11 protein-coding genes and 2 pseudogenes are annotated in these 17,061 nt (G+C 67.5%); 8 read left to right on the forward strand and 5 right to left on the reverse strand.

Translation table 11 applies throughout. From position 1 onward, the window contains the following. The first annotated feature begins 60 nt into the window (after positions 1-60). From AADZ55_RS05990 to nudC, 4 genes and pseudogenes are all read left to right on the forward strand, one after another. A complete protein-coding gene (locus AADZ55_RS05990) occupies positions 61-3,207 on the forward strand; it encodes an ATP-dependent helicase (RefSeq protein ID WP_085323291.1) in 3,147 nt (1,048 codons plus the stop codon). Then, the gene (locus AADZ55_RS05995) at positions 3,204-6,521 is read left to right on the forward strand and encodes an ATP-dependent helicase (protein WP_085323457.1); all 3,318 of its coding nucleotides are present in this window, start codon (positions 3,204-3,206) and stop codon (positions 6,519-6,521) included. Before AADZ55_RS05990 ends, AADZ55_RS05995 begins: the two co-directional genes overlap by 4 nt. 61 nt (positions 6,522-6,582) lie before the next feature. After that, positions 6,583-7,652: pseudogene (locus AADZ55_RS06000) on the forward strand (potassium channel family protein). A 315-nt stretch (positions 7,653-7,967) separates the two neighbouring features. Next, positions 7,968-8,864 carry an NAD(+) diphosphatase gene (gene nudC / locus AADZ55_RS06010; RefSeq protein WP_085323458.1) on the forward strand — a complete coding sequence of 299 codons (897 nt, stop codon included), beginning with the start codon at positions 7,968-7,970 and terminating at the stop codon, positions 8,862-8,864. A gap of 23 nt (positions 8,865-8,887) precedes the next feature. Here nudC and AADZ55_RS06015 read toward each other — a convergent pair whose 3' ends face one another. Further along, positions 8,888-9,577 carry a sensor domain-containing protein gene (locus AADZ55_RS06015; protein ID WP_242669949.1) on the reverse strand — a complete coding sequence of 230 codons (690 nt, stop codon included), beginning with the start codon at positions 9,575-9,577 and terminating at the stop codon, positions 8,888-8,890. A 199-nt stretch (positions 9,578-9,776) separates the two neighbouring features. Continuing rightward, positions 9,777-10,031 (reverse strand): mycoredoxin Mrx1, encoded by a 255-nt coding sequence (mrx1, locus tag AADZ55_RS06020; RefSeq protein ID WP_085323294.1) that lies wholly within the window; start codon positions 10,029-10,031, stop codon positions 9,777-9,779. A gap of 106 nt (positions 10,032-10,137) precedes the next feature. Here mrx1 and AADZ55_RS06025 point away from each other — a divergent pair, with 106 nt between their 5' ends. The 3 genes and pseudogenes from AADZ55_RS06025 (at position 10,138) to AADZ55_RS06035 (ending at position 12,953) form a co-directional block, all read left to right on the forward strand. Continuing rightward, positions 10,138-12,240 (forward strand): ATP-dependent DNA helicase UvrD2, encoded by a 2,103-nt coding sequence (locus AADZ55_RS06025; protein ID WP_085323295.1) that lies wholly within the window; start codon positions 10,138-10,140, stop codon positions 12,238-12,240. A gap of 139 nt (positions 12,241-12,379) precedes the next feature. Further along, positions 12,380-12,680: pseudogene (locus tag AADZ55_RS06030) on the forward strand (hypothetical protein); the annotation flags it as partial. Between the two features lie 3 nt (positions 12,681-12,683). Then, complete coding sequence (locus AADZ55_RS06035; protein ID WP_085323460.1) at positions 12,684-12,953, forward strand: WhiB family transcriptional regulator; 270 nt, start codon at positions 12,684-12,686, stop codon at positions 12,951-12,953. Here AADZ55_RS06035 and AADZ55_RS06040 read toward each other — a convergent pair. Next, positions 12,950-14,293: an ABC1 kinase family protein gene (locus tag AADZ55_RS06040; protein ID WP_085323461.1), complete on the reverse strand. Its 1,344-nt coding sequence runs from the start codon at positions 14,291-14,293 to the stop codon at positions 12,950-12,952. The genes AADZ55_RS06035 and AADZ55_RS06040 overlap by 4 nt on opposite strands. Before the next feature lie 265 nt (positions 14,294-14,558). Here AADZ55_RS06040 and AADZ55_RS06045 point away from each other — a divergent pair, with 265 nt between their 5' ends. After that, positions 14,559-14,732 (forward strand): hypothetical protein, encoded by a 174-nt coding sequence (locus tag AADZ55_RS06045; protein ID WP_165759321.1) that lies wholly within the window; start codon positions 14,559-14,561, stop codon positions 14,730-14,732. 20 nt (positions 14,733-14,752) lie between these two features. Here the strand turns inward: AADZ55_RS06045 and AADZ55_RS06050 are convergent, their stop codons facing one another. Together AADZ55_RS06050 and AADZ55_RS06055 are read right to left on the reverse strand one after the other, a co-directional pair. Beyond that, the gene (locus AADZ55_RS06050) at positions 14,753-15,625 is read right to left on the reverse strand and encodes a TOMM precursor leader peptide-binding protein (RefSeq protein ID WP_242669951.1); all 873 of its coding nucleotides are present in this window, start codon (positions 15,623-15,625) and stop codon (positions 14,753-14,755) included. 20 nt (positions 15,626-15,645) lie between these two features. Beyond that, positions 15,646-17,049: a zinc-dependent metalloprotease gene (locus AADZ55_RS06055; RefSeq protein WP_085323463.1), complete on the reverse strand. Its 1,404-nt coding sequence runs from the start codon at positions 17,047-17,049 to the stop codon at positions 15,646-15,648. Positions 17,050-17,061: the final 12 nt, after the last annotated feature.

Consider the following 17,061-nt stretch of genomic DNA (forward strand, 5'->3'; position numbering starts at 1 on the left):
CCACCTCGCCGTCACCAGCGGGCTGCCGCACTTGTCGGACCCTCGTGATGTCATGCCGCTATGTCACAGACCTGGGGTGTCGAAGCGCATGCGGTCCTAGCGCCGGGTGCACGCGGTCGGGTGCGGGTGCTGGGCGGCCCCGGGACTGGTAAGAGCACACTGCTCGTCGAGTCCGCGGTCGCGCACATCGCTGCCGGCGCCGATCCGGAATCGGTTCTGCTGCTTACCGGTTCGGGACGAATCGACAAGCGGGCGCGCAACGCCCTGACAATGGCATTGCTGCGGTCGCGTACCACCGGCCCTTGCCGGGCGGCGGTCCGCGAGCCGTTGGTACGCACGGTGCACGGCTACGCCTATGCGGTCGTGCGGAAAGCCGCAGAGCGTGCCGGCGACGCCCTCCCGCGGCTGGTAACCAGCGCCGAGCAGGATGCCATCATTCGGGAACTGCTTGCCGGGGACCTGGAAGATGGAGCGGCCGCTGCGACCACGTGGCCGGCGTATCTACAACCCGCGCTGAGTACCGCCGGTTTCGCCGCCGAGCTGCGAAACTTCTTGGCGCGCTGCGCAGAACGCGGCGTGGACCCGCAGGAGTTGGAACGGCTGGGCCGTCGCTGTGGCCGTCCGGAATGGACCGCCGCCGGCCAATTCGCCCGACAGTACGAGCAGGTGATGTTGCTGCGGGGTGCGGTGGGGTTGGGGGCGCCGCAGGCGACGGCACCGGCTCTGGGCGCGGCCGAGCTGGTCGGGGCGGCTTTGGAGGCTTTCGCCGTTGATCCTGAGTTGCTGGCCGCCGAACGAGCCAGGGTCCGGCTCCTGTTGGTCGACGACGCCCAGCAACTTGACCCGCAGGCAGCCCGCTTGGTCCGGGTGCTCGCCGAGGGCAGCGAGCTGGCCCTGATGGCCGGCGATGCGAACCAAGCGGTGTTCGGGTTTCGGGGTGGCGAGCCCACCGGCTTGCTGGCCGACGACCTTCCGTCGGTGATATTGACAGTCTCGCATCGCTGTGCGCCCGCGGTGGCGCGGGCCGTCACCGGCATCGCGCGGCGGCTGCCCGGACGAAGCGTCGGTCGGCGAATCGAGGGCACCGGGACCGAGGTTGGGTCGGTGACGGTGCGCCTGGCCGCATCGGCGCACGCGGAGGCGGCGATGATCGCCGACGAACTGCGACGTGCGCACCTGATCGATGGGGTGCCATGGTCGCAGATGGCGGTGATCGTCAGGTCGGTGCCGCGGGCCGCCGCACGGTTGCCGCGGGCGTTGGCTGCTGCCGGGGTCCCGGTGGCCTTACCTTCACCTGACGGGCCGTTGTCCGAGGAACCGGCGGTGCGGGCGCTGCTCACGGTGCTCGAGGCGACCGCCGGCGGGCTCGATGGCGACCAGGCGTTGATACTTCTCACCGGGCCGATCGGTCGCGTCGACCCGGTATCGCTTCGCCAGCTGCGCCGAACTCTGCGGCGTGCCCGTCCGGATCAGGTCCCGGGGAAGCTTGGTGATCTGCTGGTGGAGGTGCTACTCGGCGACGCGCCGCTGTCGGCGCCACAGTCGCGTCCACTGCGGCGAGTGCGTGCGGTATTGGCCGCGGCCGGCCGCTGCCACCGCTCAGGTCATCGCGCGGGCCAGGATCCGCGGCACACGCTGTGGGCTGCGTGGCATCGGTCGGGTTTGCAACGCCGCTGGCTGGCGGCCATAGAGCACGGTGGCCGGGCGGCTGTCCAGGCCACGCGGGATCTGGAAGCGGTGACCGAGTTGTTCGACATCACCGATCACTATGTGTCGCGCACGTCGGGGGCGTCCCTGCGCGGGCTTGTCGAGCACGTCGCGGCGCTGCAGCTGCCGGGTGGGCGACCCGAGCCGGTATCCCAAACAGAACAGGTCAGGGTCCTCAGTGCGCATGCCGCGCTGGGACATGAATGGGATCTGGTGGCCATCGCCGGTTTACAAGACGGCTTGTGGCCCAACACGATTCCGCGTGGCGGTGTGCTTGGCACCCAGCGGCTGCTCGACGAACTCGACGGTGTCACCGCGGATGCCTCGATGCGTGCGCCGTTGCTGGCCGAGGAGCGTCGGCTGCTGGTGGCCGCGATGGGCCGGGCCCGGCGACGATTGCTGGTGACGGCTACCGACAGCGATGCGGGCGGGCAGGATGCTGTGCTGCCGTCGGCGTTCTTTTTCGAGATCGCTCAATGGGCCGAAGGCGACGGTGGATCCGGCGCGGTGCAGCCGGTCGCTGCGCCGCGTGTGTTGTCGGCGGCGGCGGTGGTGGGCCGGCTACGTGGTGTGGTGTGCGCACCGTCCGGCGCGGTGGACGACGCCGCGCGCGATTGTGCGGCAACCCAATTGGCCCGGTTGGCCAAGGCCGGCGTGCCGGGCGCCGACCCGGTCGAGTGGCACGGCCTGATCCCGGTCAGCACGAGCGATCCGGTGTGCGACGGCGAGGATCTCGTCACCTTGACGCCGTCGACCCTGCAGACACTCACCGACTGTCCACTGCGCTGGCTGGCCGAACGGCACGGCGGAACGAACGCGCGCGAGCTGCGGTCTACCGTCGGATCGCTGTTGCACGCGTTGTTCGCCGAACCGGGCAAAAGTGAATCGCAACTGCTGGCCGAACTGGACCGGGCGTGGGAGCACCTGCCCTTCGATGCGCGGTGGCATTCGGCCAACGAGCTTGCCCGGCACCGCGCGATGATCCAAGCGTTCGTCGAGTGGCGAGCTCAGACCCGATCCGAGCTGACCGAGGTCGGCGTGGAGGTCGACATCGACGGAATTCTCGGGGACGGTGGCGCTGCGGGCAGCAAGGTCCGGATGCGCGGCCGGGTGGATCGCCTGGAACGCGATGCGGCCGGTCGCCTGGTGATCGTCGACATCAAAACCGGCAAGACACCGGTCAGCAAGGACGATGCCCAGCGCCACGCCCAGCTGGCGATGTATCAGCTCGCGGTGGCCGAAGGCATGTCACCCCCGGGGGCGGGGGACGAGCCCGGCGGTGCCCGGCTGGTCTATGTCGGGAAAAGCGGGGCCACCGGAGTTACTGAACGCGAGCAGGATCCACTCACACCGGCCGCCCGCGACGAATGGCGCAACCGCGTCCGGCAGGCGGCCGCGGCGACAGCCGGTCCGCAGTACATCGCTCGGCGCAACGACGGTTGCACCCACTGCCCGTTGCGACCGTGCTGTCCGGCCCACGCCGAGCGGTCGGCACCATGACCCAGACCGCGCCGCCGGTGCGCTATAGCCCAGCTGAATTAGCTTGCGCGCTAGGACTTTTCCCGCCCACCGACGAGCAGGCGGCGGTAATCGCCGCGCCGCCGGGCCCGCTGGTCGTCATAGCGGGCGCCGGTGCCGGCAAGACCGAAACGATGGCTGCGCGGGTGGTCTGGCTGATAGCCAACGGCTACGCACAACCCGACCAGGTGCTGGGATTGACGTTTACCCGTAAGGCCGCCGGCCAACTGCTGCGCCGCGTCCGGTCCCGGCTGGCCCGGTTGGCCGGCATCGGCCTGGCCTGCGATGACTTGCCGGGCTGCGAAACCGTGGGCTCTCCGGTGGTCAGCACCTACCATGCGTTCGCAGGCTCGTTGCTGCGTGAGTACGGCCTGCTGTTGCCCATTGAGCCCGACACCCGGTTGCTCAGCGAGTCCGAGCTTTGGCAGCTGGCGTTCGATGTGGTCAACGACTACGACGCCGAGCTGTGCACCGACAAGACCCCGGCGATGGTCACCTCGATCGTGCTGCGGTTGTGGGGCCAGCTCGCTGAGCACCTGGTGGATACCCGGCAGCTCGGCGATACCCACAGCGAGCTGGAAACGCTGGTGCACGTTTTGCCGGCGGGTCGCTATCAACGTGATCGCGGCCCCAGCCAGTGGCTGCTGCGGATGCTGGCGACGCAGACCGAACGCGCCGGGTTGGTGCCGTTGCTTGACGCGTTGCATGCGCGCATGCGCGCCGGCAAGGTGATGGACTTCGGCATGCAGATGGCCTCGGCCGCACGGTTGGCGGCGACGTTTCCCCAGGTTGGCCAGGAGCTGCGCAACCGCTACCGGGTGGTGTTGCTCGACGAATACCAGGACACCGGGCACGCCCAGCGCGTTGCGTTGTCGTCGCTGTTCGGCGGCGGCGTGGATGACGGGTTGGCGCTTACGGCCGTTGGTGACCCGATTCAGTCGATCTATGGGTGGCGCGGCGCTTCGGCGACGAACCTGCCCCGGTTCACCACCGACTTCCCGCTATCGGACGGCAGCCCCGCGCCGATCCTGGAGCTGCGGACCAGCTGGCGCAACCCGCCGCAAGCGCTGCATGTGGCCAATGCCATATCGGCGGAGGCGCGCCGACGCTCGGTCGCCGTACGCGCGCTGCGCTCGCGCCCGGATGCCGCGTCCGGGACCGTTCGCGCTGCGTTGCTTCCCGATGCCCAGGCCGAATGTGAGTGGATCGCCGACCACCTGCAGGTGCATTACCAGCGGGCCCGAGCGGACGGCGTCAGCCCGCCCACCGCCGCAGTACTGGTGCGCCGCAATGCCGACGCTGCACCGATCGCCGATGCCTTGCGAGCCCGCGGAATCCCGGTTGAAGTTGTCGGGCTGGCCGGCCTGCTGTCCATCCCCGAGGTTGCCGACGTGGTGGCCATGCTGCGCCTGGTTGTCGACCCGACGGCCGGCGCGGCGGCGATGCGGGTGCTGACTGGTCCACGGTGGCGGCTCGGTGGTCGGGACCTCGCCGCGCTGTGGCGGCGCGCACGGGCCCTGACTGGGGAACCGCGGTCAAAGGCATCGTCCTCGCCCGAATCGATTGCGATGGCGGCCGGTACGGATGCCGACACCGCGTGTCTGGCCGACGCCATCAGCGACCCGGGTCCCGCCAACGGGTATTCGGCGGCGGGATATGAGCGCATCGGCGCGCTGGCCGGCGAACTGGCCGCGCTGCGCGGCCACCTCGGTCATTCCCTGCCCGACCTGGTGGCCGAGGTGCGCCGTGTCGTCGGCGTCGATTGCGAGGTCCGCGCCTTGGCGGCGGCCGCGGGTGGCTGGACCGGCACCGAGCACCTTGACGCGTTTACCGACGTGGTTGCCGGGTACGCGGAATGGGCAAGCGCTACATCCAGCGAGACGTTGGCAGCGGGTCTGCTGGCCTACTTGGACGTCGCCGAGGCGGTCGAGAACGGTTTGCCGCCTGCCGAATTGGCCGTCGCCCGGGACCGGGTCCAGGTGCTCACCGTGCATGCCGCCAAGGGCTTGGAGTGGCAGGTGGTGGCGGTGGCGCACCTGTCGCGTGGAACGTTTCCGTCGACGGTGTCGCGGAGAAGCTGGCTCACCGACCCCGCCGAACTACCGCCGCTGTTGCGTGGCGACCGCGCCTCGGCAGGTGCGCTCGGCGTCCCCGTCCTGGACGTGTCAGCTGTCAGCGATCGAAAACAGTTGTCGGACAAAATCTCCGAGCATCGTCGCCAGCTCGATCAACGACGCGTCGACGAGGAGCGTCGACTGTTGTACGTGGGCGTCACCCGCGCTGAGGACACTCTGCTGGTATCCGGCCACCACTGGGGTCCCACCGGGGTAACGCCGCGCGGGCCGTCGGATTTCCTGTGCGAACTCAAGGACATCATCGACCGTTCGGCCGTAACCGGAGATCCCTGCGGGGTCGTGGAGCAGTGGGCGCCGGCGCCAGCCGACGGTGAGCGAAACCCATTGCGTGACAACGCTGTCGAAGCGGTTTGGCCCGCTGATCCGTTGTCCGCACGCCGCGACGACGTCGAGCGGGGCGCGGCGCTGGTGGCGGCGGCTATGTCGGCCGACTCGACCGGAACCACCGCCGACGTCGACGGTTGGGCCGCCGATGTCGACGCGCTGTTGGCTGAGCGCGCACGTGGGGCGCTGGGGGTACCACCCACCGGCGGACCCCCGGCCCGCGGTCTGCCAAGCCAGTTGTCGGTCAGCGGCCTGGTGGAGCTGGTTCGCGACCCGGTAGGTGCGCCACAGCGGTTGACGTTTCGTCTGCCAACACGTCCGGACCCGCGAGCGTCGCTGGGCAATGCATTTCACGCCTGGGTTCAGCAGTTTTATGGTGCTGAGCTGCTGTTCGATCTGGGTGACCTGCCAGGTGCAGCGGACCGCGAGGTGGGCGATCCCGAGGAGTTGGCCGCGTTGCAGACGGCATTCGCAGCGTCGCCGTGGGCGGCTCGCACCCCGGTGGCGGTCGAGGTGCCGTTCGAAATGCCGATCGGCGATACGGTGGTGCGCGGCCGCATCGACGCGGTGTTCGCCGACCCCGACGGCGGCGCCACGGTGATGGACTGGAAGACCGGCGAGCCGCCGCACGGGCCGGAGGCTATGCAGCAGGCCGCTGTCCAGCTCGCGGTGTACCGACTGGCGTGGGCCGCTCTGCGCGGATGCCCGGAGTCGATGGTGCGTACCGCGTTCTTTTACGTTCGCAGCGGAGTCACGGTCGTTCCGGCCGAGTTGCCCGATCCCGGCGAGCTGGCCGCGCTACTGGCTGACTGCGCCGGTCGGCGGTCGGACGCCTGACGTGGTTACCATTTGTGTCGTGCGTTTGGCATGCATTGGGGTTGGCCAATGACGGATCTCCGTGGCAAAAGGTAGCTGGCGGCGGCTGGGGGGCTCGACGAGAAGCTGACCGCCCTGCCCAGTTACGCGCTCGTCGGCGTGGTGCGCATTCCCCAGGGGCGGACCAGTCCAGCTCGAGTGATTTCGCGTCGGGTGGCCATCGCCGTGGCGGCGTTGCTCCTCACCGCCGGGACTGTCTACGTCGATCGCGACGGATACCTCGACGCGCAAGGCGATCGCCTGACGTTTCTGGATTGCCTGTACTACGCGGCGGTGACGCTATCGACGACCGGTTACGGCGACATCACGCCCATTTCCGAATTCGCGCGAGCGATCAACATCTTCATCATCACACCGCTGCGGATCGCATTCCTGATCTTGTTGGTCGGGACGACGCTTGAAGTCCTCACGGAAACGTCCCGTCAGGCCCTGAAGATCCAGCGTTGGAGGAGCAGAGTGCGTAACCATACCGTCGTGATCGGCTACGGCACCAAGGGCAAAACAGCGGTCGCCGCGATGGTCAGTGACGAGGCAGTCCCGGGTGAGATTGTCGTTGTCGACACCAATCCGGGCGTCCTCGAACGTGCCGCGGCAGCCGGTCTGGTCACCGTGCACGGTGACGCCACCAAGTCCGATGTGCTGCGGCTGGCCGGCGCTCAGCACGCGGCATCGATCATCGTCGCCGCCAGTCGTGACGACACCGCCGTGCTGGTTACCTTGACGGCGCGCGAGATCGCACCGAAGGCCAAGATCGTCGCGTCCATCCGTGAGGCCGAGAACCAGCACCTGTTGCAGCAATCGGGTGCGGACACCGTGGTGGTCTCCTCCGAGACCGCCGGACGGCTGCTGGGTATCGCCACCACGACGCCCAGCGTCGTGGAGATGATTGAGGATCTGCTGACTCCGGAAGCCGGGCTAGCCGTTGCCGAGCGTGAGGTTGAGCAGGCCGAGGTGGGCGGGTCTCCGCGGCATCTGCGCGACATTGTGCTCGGCGTGGTACGCGACGGCCAGCTGCTGCGCATCGGGGCGCCGGAGGTGGACGCCATCGAGGCCAACGACCGGCTGCTCTACATCCGCCAGGCGGGGCACTAGTGGCGATCGCAAGCGCGGCGGAGCCGGGCGCAGCGGGTCGGCACGTGTTGGACCCTGTGGCGATCGCAAGCGCGGCGGAGCCGGGCGCAGCGGGTCGGCACGTGTTGGACCCTGTGGCGATCGCAAGCGCGGCGGAGCCGGGCGCAGCGGGTCGGCACGTGTTGGACCCTGTGGCGATCGCAAGCGCGGCGGAGCGGGGCGCAGCGGGTCGGCACGTGTTGGACCCTGTGGCGATCGCAAGCGCGGCGGAGCCGGGCGCAAAGGGTCGGAGCCGGGGGCCTTAGCGTGGATTTCCAGCTGCGCAGCGTTCCGCTGATGTCGCGCGTTGGCGCCGACCGGGCCGACCAGCTGAGGACCGATGTGGAGGCGGCCGCCGCGGGATGGCCGGATGCGGCATTGCTGCGGGTGGATTTCCGCAATCGGGTGCTGATCGCCAACGGTCGGGTGCTGCTTGGCGCGGCTGTCGAGCTGGCCGACAAGCCACCGCCGGAGGCGGTATTCCTGGGTCGCATCGAGGGCGATCGCCACGTCTGGGCGATCCGGGGAGCGCTGGCGCCGCCGTCCGATGATCCTGACGTGCAAGCCGAGGTGGTGGACCTTCGTAGGCTCGGCCGGATCATGGACGACACCAGCAGCCAGTTGGTGTCGTCGGCAACGGCACTGCTGAACTGGCATGACAGTTCCCGATTCAGCGCGCTGGACGGCACACCGACGAAACCGGCCAGGGGCGGTTGGTCACGAGTCAACCCGATAACCGGGCATGAGGAGTTCCCGCGTATCGACCCCGCGGTGATTTGCCTGGTTCACGACGGCGGTGATCGTGCCGTGTTGGCTCGCCAGGCGGTGTGGCCCGAACGAATGTTCTCGCTGTTGGCCGGCTTCGTCGAGGCCGGAGAGTCGTTCGAAGTCTGCGTCGCCCGGGAGATCCGCGAGGAAATCGGACTGACCGTTCGCGATGTGCGCTATCTGGGCAGTCAGCCGTGGCCGTTCCCGCGCTCGCTAATGGTCGGCTTCCACGCCTTAGGTGACCCGGATCAGGACTTCTCGTTCAGCGACGGCGAGATCGCCGAAGCCGCGTGGTTCACCCGCGATGAGGTGCGTGGCGCGCTTGAAGCCGGCGATTGGACGAGCGCGTCGGACTCGAAACTGCTACTGCCCGGGTCGATCTCGATCGCCCGCGTGATCATCGAATCGTGGGCAATGTGCGACTGATCCGGCCTGAAGTCGCGTGAGTCCTAGTCGATCCGGTCGGTGATCGTCTGAAGGATGGTATTCGCGATCCGATCTGCCGGCTCAAGACCCAACACGCCTACGGATATCAACACCGCAGATTTCGCACGATACAGGTGGCTCCACCCCTGGGAGCTGAGTCTTAGGGTGGAGTGATCCGGCTCGTCCAAGGCGAAATCGTAGTTGGTGTCATGCAGGGCAGTGCACGCTGTCACATACGACAGCAGTTGATGAAGCACGCCGCGCGTCGTGCTCGAGTTCGGGTACACGGCAACCGCTTGACTGACTTCGTCGATCATGGCGACCCCGCCCGGCTCTAGGTCGTCGGTCGCGCCGCCATAGCCCACACTGCGGAACTCCGACCAGCCGTTGCCGAAGGTCAGGTCGCTGTTTCCCACCGCTCGGCACGGACCCGGAGCGTCCACATCTCCCTGGGACGGCTTCCGCAGATCCGCGTGTGCATGCGGCGTGAGGTATTCGAAATTGGCGATGCGCCGCACATCTTCGACGCTGACCAGCAACGAATCGATACCCGCTGCGACCGGGGGGCTCGTCGTGGCTGGTGCGCTGCGATGTGAGCACGCCGCGATCGCCGCCACCGCACAGCACACGATGACGGTGGACCTGCCCGTGCCGGTGACGATGGTGCGAATCACCGCCGGTCGCCACGTGAGCCAGCTCGCGGGAGAGTTCACGCTCTTGTGGGTGGAGCTGCTTGGCCTCATCGTTGATAAGCCATTCCCCAGGCCGTCCGCTGTCGGTTTGGCGTCTGTTACCTGCGGATTCACCGCGCCATTGCCCTTATGCCGGGGGCGACCAAACCGTTTGCTGCGCACGAGCTTGGCGGGTGGCTGGCCGGGTCGGCACCGCCTGCCGGAACAAATCCGGACTTGGCTAGCCGGCGATCTTTGCCAGCTTCGCTTCGACCTCGCCCGCGCTTGGGTTCGTCAGCGTCGACCCGTCGGCGAACTTCACCGTTGGGACGGTTCTGTTGCCGCCGTTGACCGAGCCGACGAACTCGGCGGCCGCAGGGTTGTGTTCGATGTCGACCTCGTCGTAGGAGATTCGGTTGGCCTTGAGCGCGGTCTTGAGCCGAAGGCAGTAGCCACACCATGAAGTTGTGTAAATGGTGAGCGCAGGGTTAGTCATAGCCGGTTAACGTAGCCCAGCGACGATGCATTCCGCGCGACGGCCCTATGCGAAACGGCGTGGCGACACACCCGTTTTGTCACCCGCCGCTGCCAAGATAGACGCCATGTCGATGGTCACAGACCCATTGATCGCCGGGCTGGACGACGAGCAGCGCCAAGCCGTGCTGGCTCCACGCGGACCGGTCTGTGTGCTCGCCGGCGCCGGAACTGGTAAGACCCGCACCATCACTCACCGGATCGCCGCACTGGTCGCGGGCGGTCATATCGCTGCCGGGCAGGTGCTGGCGGTGACGTTCACCCAGCGTGCGGCGGGGGAGATGCGCGCCCGGTTGCGGGCGCTCGATGCCGCCGCACGGACCGGCTCTGGAGTTGGCGCTGTCCAGGCGCTGACCTTTCACGCGGCCGCGCATCGCCAGCTGCGGTACTTCTGGCCGCGCGTGATCGCCGACACCGGCTGGCAGCTGCTGGATAGCAAGTTCGCCGTCGTGGCCCGCGCGGCCAACCGCGCCAGGCTGCATGCCAGCACCGATGACGTGCGCGACCTGGCTGGCGAGATCGAGTGGGCTAAGGCGTCGCTGATCAGCCCGGAGCAGTACGTAACCGCTGTGTCGGCAGCGCACCGAGACACCCCGTTGGACGCCGCGCAAATCGCGGCCGTCTACTCCGAATACGAGGCTCTCAAGGCCCGCGGCGACGGCGTTACCCTGCTTGACTTCGATGACCTGTTGCTGCATACCGCGGCCGCGATCGAAAACGACTTTGCTGTGGCCGAGGAATTCCGGGACCGGTACCGCTGTTTCGTCGTCGACGAGTACCAGGACGTCACCCCGCTGCAGCAGCGGGTGCTCTCGGCCTGGTTGGGTGATCGGGACGACCTGACCGTCGTCGGCGACGCCAATCAGACCATCTACTCCTTTACCGGGGCTTCGCCTCGCTTCCTGCTCGACTTTTCGCGGCGGTTCCCGGACGCTGCGGTGGTGCGCCTGGAGCGCGATTACCGATCCACTCCGCAGGTGGTGTCATTGGCCAACCGGGTGATCGCCACCGCTCGGGGCCGCGTCGCGGGCAGCAAGCTGCAGCTGTCCGGCCAGCGTGAGCCGGGTCCGGTCCCGTCGTTCCACGAGCATTCCGACGAACCTGCCGAGGCAGCCGCGGTGGCGGCGTCGATTGCTCGGTTGATCGCATCGGGCACTGCGCCCTCCGAGATCGCCATTCTCTACCGGGTCAATGCGCAGTCAGAGGTCTACGAGGAGGCATTGACCGAGGCGGGTATCGCATACCAGGTCCGCGGCGGCGAGGGGTTTTTCAACCGTCAGGAGATCAAACAGGCATTGCTTGCCCTACAGCGTGCGTCAGCCCGAAGTACCGAAGGCGCGTTGTCCGACGTCGTTCGCGCGGTATTGGAACCACTGGGGCTGACGGCGGAGCCGCCGGTCGGCACCCGCGCCAGGGAGCGCTGGGAGGCGCTCACCGCGCTGGCTGATCTGGTCGACGACGAGGTCGCGCAGCGTCCTGCGCTGCAGCTTCCCGGCCTGCTAGCCGAACTGCGGACGCGGGCCGAAGCGCGACACCCACCGGTGGTGCAGGGCGTCACGCTGGCCTCACTGCACGCCGCGAAGGGACTCGAATGGGACGCGGTGTTCCTGGTCGGATTGGCCGATGGCACGCTGCCCATCTCGCACGCCCTGACACACGGCCCCGACAGTGAGCCCGTCGAGGAAGAGCGGCGGCTGCTGTACGTCGGAATCACCAGGGCCCGAGTCAATTTGGCGCTCAGCTGGGCACTATCGCGGGCCTCGGGTGGGCGCCAGAGCCGCAAGCCGTCGCGGTTCCTCAACGGTATTGCGCCGCAGACGCGTGCCGATCCGGCGCCGAGCAAGTCCCGTCGAAACCGGGGTGCCGCACCCCGCTGCCGGCTCTGCAACAACGAGCTGAACACGCCGGCGGCCGTCATGCTGCGGCGGTGCGAAACGTGTGCCGCCGACGTCGACGAAGAGTTGTTGTTGCAGCTCAAGTCCTGGCGGCTCAGCACCGCTAAAGAACAGAATGTGCCCGCGTATGTCGTGTTCTCCGACAACACGCTGATCGCGATCGCCGAGCTGCTACCTGCCGACGACGCGGCGCTGATCGCGATTCCGGGTATCGGTGCACGAAAGCTGGAACAGTACGGGCCGGATGTCCTGGAGCTGGTTCGCGGTCGTACGTGACCGTCCGTGTGAGGCAAACCCGCAGGTCAGAAAATCGGTTGCCACCACTGGCCGCTTCCAGTTAACCTCGAAACCTGCTGCTGGCCCGAGATGGCATTGACGGCTGGCGTACGAGCGATAGGAGAGGAGGGTGGCCACGATGATCGACAACACCGCATTCGGTGCAGGCGTGGCTGCCGCGGTGCCGACCGCGGGAACCCCCCAGAGCGTCCGTACCGCCGCACCGGCGGCGACGGGCAAGCACCGTGTCGCCGCTGCGACTAACGAGTCCGTGGATCGGGGCCATACGTAAGCGCTACGTAATCAGCCCGGTTTTCGCCCGATGGCCACGGACCCGAAGTCACAGGATCCGTGGCCACAGTTTTTGGGTCAGCAGCTTCCCAACCTGGTCCGGATCACTTTCGAAGGACAGTCACCAGACCAGGAAGCAGGTGAAACAGGACGTGTCGGCACTGACAGTCCCCAGACAGACGCTGGCGGAGTTGCCATGTCACGCCGGTGAACCCGATCTGTGGTTCGCCGATACCCCAGCCGATCTTGAAGTCGCTAAGACGCTCTGTGCGAGCTGCCCGATCAGACGGCAGTGTTTGGCAGCGGCACTGGAACGGGCCGAACCCTGGGGGGTATGGGGCGGTGAGATATTCGACCGAGGCTCGATCGTGAGTCACAAGCGTCCCCGCGGACGTCCGCGCAAGGACGTCGTCGCCGCCTAGACGACGATGGCGTCTGGCTCGGCGAAACCGGGGACCAGCTCCTGCGTGAGTGCCCTGATCGGCACATGCGCGTCCAGCTGGCAAAGGATCGCGCCCACCGACGCGATGACCCGCATCGGCATCGCCAACTTGGCCGGCAGGTCCATTTGCCGCGCAGTCCTGATCTGCGCCACCGACCGGTCGATCTGGCTCACGGTCATTCGTTGCAGCCACTTGCGGGTGTAGTGGAAGACCTCGACCTCGACGGGCTCGACGTACTGGCGCAGCATCTCGTCGATCTCGCGAACCGACACCTGTTGTCCTCGTTGGATGAACCCGGCCTTCTCCATGGTTGGCAACAGCAGGTCATAGTTCTTCTCGCGGGCCAGTCGAATCGTCATCCCGAGCTCCACGGGGAATCCGCCGGGCATCGGCGCCACGGCGCCGAAGTCGATGACGCCCATCCTGCCGTCCGGCAGCAGCATGAAATTCCCGGGATGGGCATCGCCGTGCAGCAACTGCAGACGGCGAGGTGCGTCGAAGGTGAGTTCGGTGAGCAGCGTACCCATCAGGTCACGCTGCTCGGTGGTCCCATTACGGATGATCTCTGCCATCGGCACGCCATCGATCCATTCCTGGATCACCACCTTCGGAGCGCTCGCTACGACGTGAGGCACCACGAAGCGTGGGTGGCCGTGATAGCCCTTGGCGAAAGCGCGCTGGTTGTCGGCCTCCAACCGGTAGTCGAGTTCCATCTCAGTGCGTGCCACCAGTTCATCGACCACGCCCTGGACGTCGGCGCCCGGTGAGAGCTGTTTGAGCACGCCAACCATTCGCTGCATGGTCTTGAGGTCCGCGCGCAGCGCCTCGTCGGCGCCGGGATATTGGATCTTGACGGCGACCTCGCGGCCGTCGGACCAGATCGCTTTGTGCACCTGGCCGATGCTGGCGGACGCCACCGGGGTGTCATCGAACGCGCTGAACCGTTCCCGCCATTTGGTGCCCAGCTGTCCATCGAGAACCCGGTGCACCTTGGTGGCGGGCAGCGGTGGGGCGTCCTTCTGCAGCTTGGTCAGCGCTTCCCGGTAGGGCTCACCGAACTGAGCAGGAATGGCGGCCTCCATCACCGACAACGCCTGGCCGACCTTCATCGCCCCGCCCTTGAGCTCGCCGAGGACGGTGAACAGCTGATTGGCGGCCTTCTCCATCAGCTCAGCGGTGACCTCGTCTTTCGACTTGCCGGTCAGTCGCTTGCCGAAGCCAAGCGCCGCCCGACCGGCGAAGCCGACCGGGATGCTGGCCAGCTTCGCATTGCGCGCGACGCGGCCACGTTTGATGTCTGACACACTCCCATCATCCACGACGGTTGTCCGGTCGGCGTGTTGAACTGGCAACAACCGTGTGCATGGCGCACGGTTCAGCTCGCCCCGAGCCGAATAGTGGGGGCTGAGCAGCGCAAACGCGAAGTCCAACTTGTGCAGCCGGAATCGCCGGGTCCGACAGCGGACACGGGTGGTGGTCGTTCAGTCACGCCATCGAAGCGTGCATCTCATATGTAGTCTCGTGCTGGTCGCGATGGTGCGATGGATTGGAAACCCATGTCCGGAGGGTGGACCGCAAGAGACCATGTCAGCAAAATCAACGCAGCACGACGCCGCCGACGCCCTGTTCCGAGCGATCATCGAAACGCTGGACAAGCACCGCAATGAGCGCACCTTGACAGAGGGGGTGCTCGACGCGTTGGCCAGAGCCTATGCGTCGATCTCGACGAACGTGCCGGAGCAGGGACGACTGGGCTAGATCGGGTTGCCCGATCGGCGTCAACACGGACACAGCGGATGCCGGGTCCATTGACGGGCCGCTATGGAGCCAGCGTTGAGATCGAACTCCAAGGTGGCATTCAGCGCTGACGGCGGATCCGGGGCCATATCCTGGCCACGCACCGCGGCGATCACACGGTTCACCTGGCTGAGCGCCAGCGCCGCGGTCGCCAGCAGGGTGGCCCGGTCCGCCACCCCGACGGTGTCCCGCAGTTGGGCGGCGATAGCCGGCCACGCGGCATCGCGGTCGCTGCGGTGCAGGTCCGCGCAACCCAGGCAGCTGGTCACTCCGGGGATCACCAGGGGTCCGACCAGCCCGGTGCCGTCGCGAACTCGAACGGCAAGATGTGGAACGCCCGCACTGTGCAGATCGCGCACCATATGCGGATCGGCCACCAGATTGTCCGACAGCACCACCAGATCCGCGGCGCCGGGAGTCACCGCCGCGTGCGGTTGGCTGCTGTGCTTGATCCGGGCACCCGAGCAGCGCAGCGCTTGCACGAGCAAATCTGACAGCGGCCCGCGACCGTGCACCCGGATGGACGGCGCCCGACGCCGGGAATCCCGGTGTCCGCGGGTCGCCACACCGGCGCCAACCAATTGCGCGACGAGGTTCGCCAGGTTGTCACCGTCCACCAACCCGCGGTCCTCGGCTTGGCGCTGCAACTCGGCTATCGGCACCGGTGATCGCATGGACTGCAGCAGTGCGGCCAAGCCCGTCGCGGTCAGTCCGTGCGGTGGACGGACCAGCACGGCCCGGCGGGGATCCCAGCCCACCTGCACGGCACCGTCGGGCCGCAGCAGCACCGGCATCGCCGGGTTCAACGAATACAGAGAAGGCGCGGCCTGCCGCATGACCTGAGACTGTGCCATGCCGCGAGCAGGCACACCGCTCAGTTATCCACAGCACCGCCGTCGTGGCCGGGCTCGTTGATTCCGCGGGCGTCTTGGTCCCGCTCGAGTTCGGCGATCGCTTCGTCGATGCCGCTGGTGTCGCCGCCGATGATGCGGTCGATGAAGGCGGCCGGGTCGTCGAGATCGTCGGCGGCGGGCAGCAGGTCCGGGTGCTGCCAAACGGCGTCGCGGGCGTCCATGCCGGCGGCTTGCGTGAGGCGCTGCCACAGCGCGCCGGCCTCCCGCAGTTTGCGTGGCCGCAGCTCCAGCCCGACCAGCGTCGCGAACGTCTGTTCGGCGGGGCCGCCGCTGGCCCGGCGTCGGCGCAGCGTCTCGCTGAGCGCTGCCTCACCAGGAATTCGCTCGCCCAGCGCGGCAGTTACCACGGTCTGCACCCAGCCCTCGATTAGGGCGAGCAGTGTCTCGAGCCGTTCCAATGCCTGCGTCTGGGCTGGCGTCGCCTTGGGCTCGAAGACTCCCTGGCTCAGCAGTTGTTCCATGGCAGCGGGATCGGCCATCGACGTCGGATTAAAATCGCGGGCCAGCTCCTCGATCCCGGTCATGTCGATCTTCATGCCCATCGCATAGGCCTCGACGGCGCCGAGCAGTTGACTGGCCAGCCACGGAACGTGGCTGAACAGCCGGTGATGCGCGGCCTCACGGGCGGCCAGGAACGTCAGGATCTCGCTGCGGGGCTGCTCAAGTCCGGCGGCAAAAGATTCGACGGCGTTGGGCAATATCGCCGCCACCCCTTTGGGACCCAGCGGAAGACCGATGTCGGTGGACGTCAGCACCTCGCGGGACAGCCGGCCCAGCGCCTGGCCCAGTTGCGATCCAAACGCTATGCCGCCCATCTGCGACATTATCGACAGCAGCGGGCCGGCCACGCTCTTGGCCTCTTCCGGCAGCGACGACGCCCACACCGTCGAGATCTGCTGGGCCATGGGATCGCACAGCCGCTTCCAGGTCTGCAAGGTGTTGTCGACCCAGTCGGTCGGGCTCCAGCCCACCGCGCTCGTGGCGCCAGCGGGCAGCGAAGTTGCCCCGTTGAGCCAGGTGTCGGCCAGGTGCACCGCATCGGTGATCGCCGTGTTCGTCGATGCCGGGATGGGCGCGATGAACCCGATCGAACTCGACGCGACTTGTCGGGCCAGGTCGTAGTTCACCGGACCCGAACTCTTGCCCGAGGCCATCGCCGTGCCGACGCCGCCGAACATCTCACCCAGCCGGGTGAAGATTTGCCCCAGGTCGGCCATGTCGAAGTCTCCGCTGATGCCGAACGCACCCAGCGGATTGGCGCCCGATCCGGAATCGGGATCGTTCTTCCCGCGCTTGTCGCGCTCGGAGTCGTCTCCGGAGGAGAAGCCGAAAGGCACGTCACCCATGACCTCAACGGTACTCACCGCGGGAACAGA

Origin of the sequence: Mycobacterium decipiens (assembly GCF_963853665.1) — a bacterium.
GTDB lineage: Bacteria > Actinomycetota > Actinomycetes > Mycobacteriales > Mycobacteriaceae > Mycobacterium > Mycobacterium decipiens.

Bases quoted from the DNA above. Each gene is read 5' to 3' on its own strand.
- AADZ55_RS05995 (WP_085323457.1), top strand. From the start codon at position 3,204: ATGACCCAGACCGCGCCGCCGGTGCGCTATAGCCCAGCTGAATTAGCT.
- AADZ55_RS06045 (WP_165759321.1), top strand. From the start codon at position 14,559: ATGTCAGCAAAATCAACGCAGCACGACGCCGCCGACGCCCTGTTCCGA.
- AADZ55_RS05990 (WP_085323291.1), top strand. From the start codon at position 61: ATGTCACAGACCTGGGGTGTCGAAGCGCATGCGGTCCTAGCGCCGGGT.
- AADZ55_RS06025 (WP_085323295.1), top strand. From the start codon at position 10,138: ATGTCGATGGTCACAGACCCATTGATCGCCGGGCTGGACGACGAGCAG.
- nudC (WP_085323458.1), top strand. From the start codon at position 7,968: ATGTCGCGCGTTGGCGCCGACCGGGCCGACCAGCTGAGGACCGATGTG.
- mrx1 (WP_085323294.1), bottom strand. From the start codon at position 10,031: ATGACTAACCCTGCGCTCACCATTTACACAACTTCATGGTGTGGCTAC.
- AADZ55_RS06050 (WP_242669951.1), bottom strand. From the start codon at position 15,625: ATGGCACAGTCTCAGGTCATGCGGCAGGCCGCGCCTTCTCTGTATTCG.